The sequence below is a fragment of the Streptomyces bambusae genome, assembly GCF_019400985.1.
Lineage (GTDB): Bacteria > Actinomycetota > Actinomycetes > Streptomycetales > Streptomycetaceae > Streptomyces > Streptomyces bambusae_A.
Map to the genome: position 1 here is coordinate 1 of NZ_WTFF01000272.1, position 9,824 is coordinate 9,824.

7 protein-coding genes are annotated in these 9,824 nt (G+C 72.9%); 4 read left to right on the plus strand and 3 right to left on the minus strand.

Annotated elements, in window-relative coordinates:
• Positions 1-536: 536 nt before the first annotated feature.
• The 3 genes from GPJ59_RS28060 to GPJ59_RS28070 form a co-directional block, all read right to left on the minus strand.
• The gene (locus GPJ59_RS28060) at positions 537-1,502 is read right to left on the minus strand and encodes a hypothetical protein (RefSeq protein WP_219670495.1); all 966 of its coding nucleotides are present in this window, start codon (positions 1,500-1,502) and stop codon (positions 537-539) included.
• An 88-nt stretch (positions 1,503-1,590) separates the two neighbouring features.
• A complete protein-coding gene (locus GPJ59_RS37855; RefSeq protein WP_258025032.1) occupies positions 1,591-2,145 on the minus strand; it encodes a hypothetical protein in 555 nt (184 codons plus the stop codon).
• Between the two features lie 247 nt (positions 2,146-2,392).
• A complete protein-coding gene (locus GPJ59_RS28070; RefSeq protein WP_219670496.1) occupies positions 2,393-3,280 on the minus strand; it encodes a CAP domain-containing protein in 888 nt (295 codons plus the stop codon).
• Positions 3,281-3,683: 403 nt separating this feature from the next.
• On the opposite strand from GPJ59_RS28070, the gene GPJ59_RS28075 reads away from it, so the two are divergent.
• From GPJ59_RS28075 to GPJ59_RS28090, 4 genes are all read left to right on the plus strand, one after another.
• Complete coding sequence (locus GPJ59_RS28075; RefSeq protein ID WP_308120525.1) at positions 3,684-5,015, plus strand: cytochrome P450; 1,332 nt, start codon at positions 3,684-3,686, stop codon at positions 5,013-5,015.
• A 110-nt stretch (positions 5,016-5,125) separates the two neighbouring features.
• The gene (locus GPJ59_RS28080; RefSeq protein ID WP_219670498.1) at positions 5,126-6,949 is read left to right on the plus strand and encodes an ABC transporter ATP-binding protein; all 1,824 of its coding nucleotides are present in this window, start codon (positions 5,126-5,128) and stop codon (positions 6,947-6,949) included.
• 230 nt (positions 6,950-7,179) lie between these two features.
• Positions 7,180-8,316, plus strand: coding sequence for a cell division protein ZapE (zapE, locus tag GPJ59_RS28085; protein ID WP_308120527.1), 1,137 nt, complete (start codon positions 7,180-7,182; stop codon positions 8,314-8,316).
• Positions 8,306-9,824 (plus strand): type I polyketide synthase (locus GPJ59_RS28090; RefSeq protein ID WP_219670499.1); only part of this gene is annotated, 1,519 nt, incomplete at its 3' end. The genes zapE and GPJ59_RS28090, both read left to right, overlap by 11 nt.

Here is a 9,824-nt window from a genome sequence, read left to right on the forward strand (position 1 = left end):
TCCTGCACCATCATGCGTGTGCTATGACTGCAGCGCAGGCACCACACCCCGAGCGCACCCGCGTAGGTCCGCCGCCAGCGTCAGATGTGTAAAAGGGACAGCAGGCGGCGGTGAGCCCCGCCGCGACCACGGCCGCGGCGACCATCGGCAGTCGCGCCCCCAGGGACGCGACGGGGCGGGACGGCGGCGTACGGCGGTCGGCGCGGACGGGTCGGAGCATGCGAGAAGTCATGGCGAGGACACCCCAGGGCACGGTTCGGACTGCGGAGAGGGCGGAACGCCCCCCGCTCGGTGAAACCGACGGCGCGGCGTTGCGCCGGGGTGTCACGCCCCGGCGCCGAAGGCCGCTCGGCTGACGCGAGCATAGGACTCCCCCGGCCCGCCGGAACCGCCTCGGCGCGATCTTGAGGATGCCCTAAGGAAGAGCTCACCTTCCGCTTCGCCGGAACCCGGTGCAGGAGGGGATGCATGGCCGCGAACCAGGCGAAAGAGTGCCGGGGCACCAGGTGTGCCGGGGTGGCTGAGGCGTATCTCCGTCAGCGTGTCGGGTGCGGCGGTGTGGACGGCACCGGAGCCCGGAACCGGCGGACGGGGCCGTCGGTGAGCCAGGAGCCGTCACCCAGGGGTTCCACGTCGTAGGGGTGGGCCGCCTCGGCGGCCATCTCGCCGCTGATCCTGCCCGTGCGCACGTCGATCAGGTGGAAGCGGAACCACTCCTCCCCGTCCTCGGTCTCACCGCCGAGGGTCACCACGGCCGTGTCCGGGGTCAGATAGCCGCCGCTCCATTCCACGAAGGTCTCCTCCGGGTCGTACCCGAAGGCCTCGACGGGAAGAGTGAAGAGGACGTCGCCGCTGGGGTGGCGGTGGAAGGCGACGTCCGCCTGCCCGTGGTCGACGGTCATGAACTGCTCCCCGCCCGGCGCCAGGTCGATCAGGCAACGGTCCCACCACGGATACGCCACGAACTCCACCTCGCCGTCAGCCCCGGCCGTACCCCGAAGAATGACGGAGCCGTCCTGGCCCTCACCGACGTCGAGGTAGATGCTGCCGTCCACGGGGTGCACGTGGTGGCTTGCGCCGTGCCCGACGGTCTCCAGCTCCCGGCGGGCGAGGACCTGCCCGCTGTCGGCGTCGTACACGACCCACTGGTCTCCGCCTCCGCGCCCTGCCATCGCGTCCGGCCGGTAGACCCATACGGTCCGGCCGTCCACGGACAGCGCACAGCCGGGCCGGTGACCATGGCGCACGTCGGAGTGCGGCTCGAAGGCCGACGCCCACACCAGGTCACCGGCGCGCGTGAGGCAGACGACCCTGTTCAGCGTCGTGTACACGACCCGCTCCATATCGGGCCGAACCACCGACTCCACAGCCTCGTCACCAGCTTGCGGCTGGAACACCGCGGCGGGCTCCAGCGTCCCGGAAGCACCGGATTCGATCACGTAGGCATGGATCCGCCCGTCACGGTGACGGGTGATGACCTTCGGAGGCTGCGCAGGAGTCATTCGCCGAGGCTAACGCCCGGTTCAGGCGCCCGACGAGCGGGTCCGGCCCGGCAGGTCCTGCCCAGGTGCGGAGCGTCCGGAGGACGCCTCAGAGCGAGGACTCGCGGACCGTGGCCTTTGCGCCCGGGTCGATCGTCGCCGTGATGACCGAGCGGTGGTCGGCGCTGGTGAACGTGACCGTGAGGGTGTCGTCCGAGGTCTGCGTGGTGGTGGTCTTGAATCCGCGACTGGGCACCGCCGAGATCAGGCACACACCCTGGCTCCCGTACCGCACGGTGGCCCTGCCGCCCTGCGAGGGGACGGTGTGCAGGCCCGCTCCGCCTTCCTCGCAGTCGACGTCGGTCTTCGGCGCGGTCGTCCGGCCCGGCGAGGCCTTGGCGGGGGTGGGGGTGGCCGAGGGGGACGGTCGCTGCGTCGCCGAGGGCGAGGCGCTCGCGGAGGCGGACGCGGTCGGGGACGGGCTCGGCGCCGGGCTCCCCGCCTGCCAGGCCGGCGGCGTCTCGACGACCGTCGGGGCCGACCGTGCGACCGGCGGAGTGTGCCTGGTCGTGCCGACCACGAACTGGACCGTGGCGAGCACGGCCGTCACGCTGGCGGCCGTGCACGACAGCCATATGAGCAGGTATCGCGGAAGTCTTGGCACGGCCCCATAGTGGCGGACGCGCCGACCGGCCCGTCACCGGCTCCCCCCGGAGCGGACCGGAGTCCTCCGGAACCCCCGGGGGCCGGGCCGCGGCGGGCGGGCGGGCAGGCGGGCAGGCGGGCGGGCAGACGGGCCGACGGGTGAAACACCGACGTCCTCCTGCCCGGGTGTGGGCAGGAGGACGTGGGGCCGCCAGGCGGCCGGTGGGGGGTGGCGGTCGTCGGGTGCTCGGGCCGGCCGGCCGGGGCTACCTCGGGGCGCCGAAGTTCTGCGTCCACCACGGGCCGCCGTCGCCCTTGTGGACGCCTATGCCGATCTCCTTGAAGGCACAGTTGAGGATGTTGGCGCGGTGGCCGGAGCTGTTCATCCAGGCGTTCATGACCGCGTCGGCGTCGGCCTGGCCGCGGGCGATGTTCTCGCCGAGGTTGGACCACTTGTAGCCGGCGGCCTCCACCCGGCTGGTCATGGTCGACCCGTCGGGCCCGGTGTGGGACATGACCCCGCTGCGGGCCATGGTGTCGCTGTACCCCCGTGCGGCGGCGCTCAGCTTGGAGTTCATGCTCAGGGCGCCGCAGCCGGCCGCGGCCCGCTCCTTGTTGACCAGGGCGAGGACCCTGGACTCGGCGTCGGAGTTCACGGTGCCGCCGGAGCCGCCCGAACCGCCGGAGCTGCCGGAGCCACCCGTACCGCCGGACCCGCCGGAACCCCCTGAGCCGCCGCCCGTGGTCGTGGCGGGCTTCTGGGCGGGCTTGTCGGCCGGGGTGGAGGCCGACGTGGCCGGAGTGCTGCCCTCCGCCGTCGCGGGCTTCGTGGGAGTGGCGGATGCCGAGGCGCTGGCATCGGCGGTGGCGGAGGGGCTCGGGCTCGCCGTGGCCGAAGCCTCGGGGGCGGTGGGGGTGGGAGTGGCCGTCCCGTCGCCGGTGCCCGCCGCCCGGGACGCCGGGCCGGCGGCGTCGGCCCGCCGGTCCCCGTGGGCGTCACCGCCGGCGTCGCCCACCGCGACCGCGACCCCGACCGCCACCACCGCCACTGCCGCGGCCGCCGCGGTGGCCGACAGCACGATGCGCGTGCGCACCGTCTTCCTGCGTCGCGCCTCGACGCGGGTCGGCGTATCGGGAGTTTGGCTGCGGCTCATGCGGTAACACCTCACAGGGGAAGGGGAGGAGGGGGATCCGCGGCCGAGCCTAGGCTGATGACCAGCCAAAACAGCCGTCTGGAGGGGTTCTTCAAGTTCCCTTAAGGAAGCCCGCAGGATCGACACAGGGACGAACCGGTCAATCGTTCCAACTCGCCCCGGCCCGAGTGCAACCTGTCGTGACCCGGCGGCACTTCGGGGGCGGCAGGGGGAGGGTCGGGGGGCGGGACGGGGCGAGAGGGCGGGCTGTCGCCCGCCGCGTCCAGTCCCCTACAGTGCGTGATGCCCGGACCGTGCGCCGTGCCCCGGTCAGCCTCGACGAACTGCCGTCGCACAGCCCGTAGCGCCGTAGCCCGAAGCGTCGTAGCCCGTAGCCCGAATGCCGCCGAACAGGAGCAGCCCCGTGGCCACCCACGCCCGCCCCGGCCCCCTCCCGAGCCCGAGCCCGTCCCAGGCCGGTCGGCCCGTCCCCGAGCTGGATCCCGCCCTCGTCGGGGCATGGCAGGCCGGGGGAGGGGAGCTCGTCGATCTCTTCGCCCAGGCGCAGGAGCGGCTCGGCGGCGTCGCCGCGGTACGGCTCGGGCCGCGCCCGACCGTCCTGGTCACCGCTCCCCGGGCCGTGCAGCACGTGCTCGCGCTCCGGCCCGAACGGTACGTCAAGCGCTCGCACCGCGCCCGGCTGCTGATCGGCGACGGTGTCCTGGCCGCGACGGGCGAGGCTTGGCAGCGGCAACGCCGGCTGCTGCAGTCCCAGTTCACCGGCCGGGGGATGCGCCGCTACGAGCAGCGGATCGCCGAGGCCGCGCGGACCGCCGCGGCGCGCTGGGCCGCGTACGCCCGCACCGGTGAGGTCTTCGACGTCGGCGACGAGATGCGCCGCTTCGCCCTGGACACCATCTGGCGGTCCCTGACCGGGCATCCGCTCGACCCGGGCACGGAAGCCGAACTGGCCGCCGTACCCGCCGTGGTGGCCGCGCTGCCCAGCCTGCCCGCCGACGGCGCCGACGCGCGCGGGGCCGTCGCCGCCGAGCTGGCCAGGATCGACGCCGTGGCGAGCCGCGCCATGGCCGCCGCCCGCGAAGGCGAGGCGGGCCCCGACGGCCCGGGGCTGCTGCACGTCCTGATCGAGGCGTCCGACACCCGCCCGGAGTACACCGACCGGCTGATCCGCGACGAGCTGGTCACCCTGCTGGTCGCGGGGCACGAGACCACAGCCACCACCCTGACCTGGCTCCACCTCTTGCTGGACCGCCATCCGCAGGCGCGGGAGCAGGCGCTCGCCGCGGGGCCCGCGGGTTCCGCCGAACGGCGCCAGGCCGTCCAGGCCCTCGTCCACGAGACGCTGCGGTTCTACCCGTCGGCCTGGATCCTGCCGCGCTGCGCGGCGCAGGACGACGTCCTCGCCGGATACCGGGTCGAGGCCGGTACCGACGTCCTGGTCTGCCCCTACCTCACCCACCGGGACCCGGGCGTCTGGGAGGACCCGGGGCGGTTCGATCCGGGGCGCTTCACCACCCCCGGCCGCCGCCCCGCCGACCCGGGCAGCTACCTGCCGTTCGGCATCGGGCCCAGGGCCTGCCTGGGCCTGCAGTTCGCGCTCCGGGAGTCGACGGCCCTCCTCGAACACCTGCTGCCCGCCCACACCCCACGCTTCCACTCCACGCCGGACGGGGCCGTCTACACCATCACCGTCCGCCCCGACGGCCCGACCCCGGCGACGCTGGACGGACGCTGAGTCAGACGCGCGACCCTCCCGCACCGCTCGCGAAAAACGCTTGGACTGCGCACGCGTGCTTGCGGGACACTGCCGATCCTGCCCTTTCGGTCCGACAAAGCAGGGTTGGGATGGGATTGCCTGAATCGCGCAAAGGTTCGCCGGGCCGGGGTCCGGTACTTCTCGCGCTACGTTATTACGGACGGGAGTTGGCCCGGCTGCGCCGGCTGACGGTACCCGCGATGCTGCTCCCGGCGCTGGGCAACATCGGCATCAACTACATCGCCCCGCTGGTCGTCGCGAAGCTCGTCGGCCGCATCGCCGGGGACGGCGCCGACGCCGCCACCGACATCGGTTCGATGCTGCCCTACGTCCTCGGTTTCGGCGGTGTCCTGCTGCTCGCGGAGGGGCTCTGGCGGATCGGCCTGCACTGCCTGAACCGCCTCGACGCCCTCGGTATCGAGCAGTTGTACGTGATCGGCATGGACGAGCTGTTCGCCAAGGACGCGGCGTTCTTCCACGACAACTTCGCCGGGTCGCTGACCAAGCGGGTCCTGAGCTTCGCCTCCCGCTTCGAGGAGTTCGTCGACACGCTGACCTTCTCGGTCCTGGGCAGCTTCGTGCCGCTGATGTTCGCCTCGGTGGTGCTGTGGTTCTACGAACCGCTGCTCGTGGTCGGGCTCCTGGTGATGATCGTACTGACCGCGCTGTGCGTCAGGCCACTGATCCGGCGCCGCCAGGCGCTCGTCGACCAGCGCGAGGAGGCGATCGCCCGCGTGTCGGGCCACGTCGCCGACAGCCTGATGAACATGGACACGGTCCGGGCGTTCGCCGCCGAGGAGCGTGAGGCCGCCGAACACCGGTCCCGGGTCGCGGAGTCGCGGCGGCTCATGCTGCGCTCCTGGGACTACGGCAACCTGCGCATCGACACCCTGGTCGCGCCGATGTCCGTCCTGACCAACGTACTGGGGCTGCTGCTCGCGCTCGCGCTGGGCGCGGGGGAGCACGGCGTGGAGGCGGTCATCGTCGCCTTCACCTACTACTCCAGCGCCACGCGGATCATGTTCGAGTTCAACCAGATCTACCGCCGCCTGGAGAGCTCGATGACGGAGGCCGCGCAGTTCACCGAACTGCTGCTGACCCCGCCGACCGTGCTCGACCCGCCGGAGCCGGAGCCGCTGCGGACGAAGGACGCCGACGTACGCTTCGAGAAGGTGACCTTCGCCCACGGGGGCGCGAAGCCGCTCTTCACCGGCCTCGACCTGGCCGTGCCCAGCGGGACGAAGATCGGGCTCGTCGGCCGGTCGGGCGGCGGCAAGACCACGCTCACCCGGCTGCTGCTGCGGATGACGGACATCGACGGCGGCCGGATCATGATCGGGGGCCAGGACATCAGCCGGCTGTGCCAGGCCGACCTGCGGAGCCTGATCGCGTACGTGCCCCAGGACCCGGCGATGTTCCACCGCACGCTGCGCGACAACATCGCCTTCGCCCGGCCGGACGCCACCGAGGCCGAGATCCGCCGCGCGGCCGAGGCGGCGCACGTCACGGAGTTCGCCGACGCGCTGCCCGACGGCTTCGACACCATGGTGGGCGAGCGCGGGATCAAGCTGTCCGGCGGCCAGCGTCAGCGGGTCGCCCTCGCCCGGGCGATCCTGCGCGACGCACCGATCCTGCTGCTCGACGAGGCGACCAGTGCCCTGGACTCCGAGAGCGAGGTGCTCGTCCAGCAGGCGCTGTGGCGGCTCATGGAGGGGCGGACGGCGCTCGTGGTGGCCCACCGGCTGAGCACGGTCGCCACCATGGACCAACTCGTCGTCCTCGACCGCGGCCGGATCGTCGAACAGGGTTCCCACCAGGAGCTGCTCATCGCCGAAGGGGCCTACGCGAAGCTGTGGCAGCACCAGTCGGGGGGCTTCCTCGGGGAGACGCCGACGCGGGCGGACCTGAACTGAGGGGACCTGAACCGAGCGGACCTGAACCGAGCGGACCTGAACTGAGGGGAGTGCGTGGCGGGACCGGCCGGGCTGTGGAAGGGCAAGCCACCGAAGGCCGACCCGCCGACCAGGCCCCGCGAAGGGGCCCCGCGGAGTGGGGTGGCGGAGGGCGGATTAGGGGTGGGGACCCGGGGCGTTCATGATCGAATCTTGGATTCGATGCCTACGGGGAAACCGGTGAAGATCACGTGATACAGGAGTTCGAGCGCGCGGCCCACCAGGCCGGCTTCGTCCTCGACAGTGCCCAGCGACAGGCCGCCGAGCGGCTCGCCCGCCTCGGCAGCGACGTCTCCCGCAAGCGGGGGCTGCTGCGCCGCCCCAGACCCCCACGAGGGGTGTACCTGTGGGGCTCCGTCGGCCGCGGCAAGAGCTGGCTGACCACGACCCTCTTCGACGCCGTACCGGTCCCGGCCAAACGGCGCCTGCACTTCCACGACTTCTTCCGCGAGCTCCAGGCGGCCTACGCCCGCCACCGCGACGACTCCCGGGCGATCGACCACGCCGTCTGCGAACTCCTCGGTGACTGCCGCTTCCTGGTGTTCGACGAGTTCCACGTCCACGACGCCGGTGACGCCATGCTCATCGGACGGGTCATCAGGTCGATCCTCGACCAGCAGATCACCCTGCTCACCACGTCCAACTACCCGCCCGCCGGCCTGCTGCCCAACCCGGTCTTCCACGACATGTTCAAGCCGACGATCACCCTGCTCGAACAGAGCATGGACGTGGTCGAGCTCGGCGGCGGCCAGGACTACCGGTCCCAGTACGCCTCCGGCGCCCCCCGCTCGGAGTTCGAACGCGGCGTCTACCTGTGGCCCGGCTCCCCCGAGCAGCTCGCCGCACACGACCTGGAGCCGCCCGCGGACGGCGAGCGGCAGGACCTGGCCGTCGCCGGCCGGACCGTGCCCGCCCGGGCGGTGCGCGGCGACACCGTCTGGTTCGACTTCCACGAGCTGTGCGACCGCCCCCACTCCACCGGCGACTACCTCGCCCTGGTGGACCGCTTCCCCCGGTGGGTGCTGTCGGGCCTGCCCCGCCTCGCCACCGGGAACGGCGACGCCGCCCAGCGGTTCGCCAACCTGATCGACGTGCTGTGCGACCGCGACGTACGGCTGGTCCTGGTCGGCGCCGCCCCGCTGGACGACGTCCTGCGCGGCGACCGGCTGCCCCTCGACATCAACCGGACCGCGAGCCGCCTGTCGCTCCTGTCCGTCCCGGCCGCGTCCGCCACATCCGCCGCATCCGCCGCATCCGCCGCGTCCGCCGCGTCCGCCGCGTCCACCACGACACGAGACTCCCAAGAGGGCTTTGCCGATGGCGACTGAACAAGAACTCCGCGACTACCTCAAACGCGCCACCGTCGAGTTGCGCCACGTCAAGCAGCAGCTCCACGAGGCCGAGGAGGCCCGCCACGAGCCCATCGCCGTCATCGGCATGGGCTGCCGCTACCCCGGCGGCGTCACCACCCCCGAGGAGCTGTGGCAGCTGGTCGACGACGGCGTCGACGCGATCTCGCCGTTCCCCGCCGACCGGGGCCGCTACGCCGAGGGCCTCTACGACCCCGACCCCGACCGGCCCGGGACCACGTACACCCGTGAGGGCGGCTTCCTGGAGCGCGTGGCCGACTTCGACGCCGCGTTCTTCGGGATCAACGAGCGCGAGGCGCTGGCCATGGACCCGCAGCAGCGGCTCCTCATGGAGACTTCCTGGGAGGCGGTCGAACGCGCCGGGATCGACGCCGCCGCCCTGCGCGGCAGCCGTACGGGCGTGTTCCTGTCCGTGATGTACCACGACTACGCCGGCCTGCTGGAGGGACAGGACAACCTCGCCGGCTACGTCATCAACGGCAGCGCCGGCAGCATCGCCTCCGGCCGCGTCTCCTACACCTTCGGCTTCGAGGGCCCGGCCCTGACCGTCGACACGGCCTGCTCCTCCTCCCTGGTCACCCTGCACCTGGCCGCCGAGTCGCTGCGGCGCGGCGAGTCCACGCTGGCCCTGGCCGGCGGCGCCACCGTCATGTCCACCCCCGCCTCCTTCGTCGAGTTCAGCCGGCAGCGCTCCCTTGCGCCCGACGGCCGCTGCAAGCCGTTCTCCGCGCACGCCGACGGCACAGGCTGGTCCGAGGGCGTCGGCGTGCTGCTGCTGGAGCGGCTGTCCGACGCACGCGCCAACGGCCACCCGGTGCTGGCGGTGCTGCGCGGTTCGGCCGTCAACCAGGACGGCGCGTCCAACGGGCTGACCGCCCCCAACGGGCCCTCCCAGCAGCGCGTCATCCGCGCGGCGCTGGCCGATGCCCGGCTGACCTCGGACCAGATCGACGTCGTCGAGGCCCACGGCACCGGCACCCCGCTCGGCGACCCCATCGAGGCGCAGTCGCTGCTGGCGACGTACGGGCAGGAACGGCCCGCCGACCGGCCCCTCCACCTCGGCTCGCTGAAGTCGAACATCGGCCACAGTCAGGCCGCGGCCGGTGTGGGCGGCGTCATCAAGATGGTCATGGCCATGCGCCACGGCGTGCTGCCCCGCTCGCTGCACTCCGAGGAGCCCACCCCGCACGTCGACTGGTCGGCCGGTGCCGTACGGCTGCTGGACCGCGCCCGGCCCTGGCCGGCCACCGGCGCGCCCCGCCGCGCCGCCGTGTCCTCCTTCGGCATCAGCGGGACGAACGCCCACGCCGTCCTGGAGCAGGCGCCCGCCTACGACAGGTCGGGCGTGCCGGGCCTGCCGGGCGGACCGGGCGGACCGGGCGAACGGGGAGTGCCGGCCGGGCCCGCCGACCCCGCGCACCAGGACCTGTCTCTTCTACACAGCTGCTGCTGCCGACGACAGTACG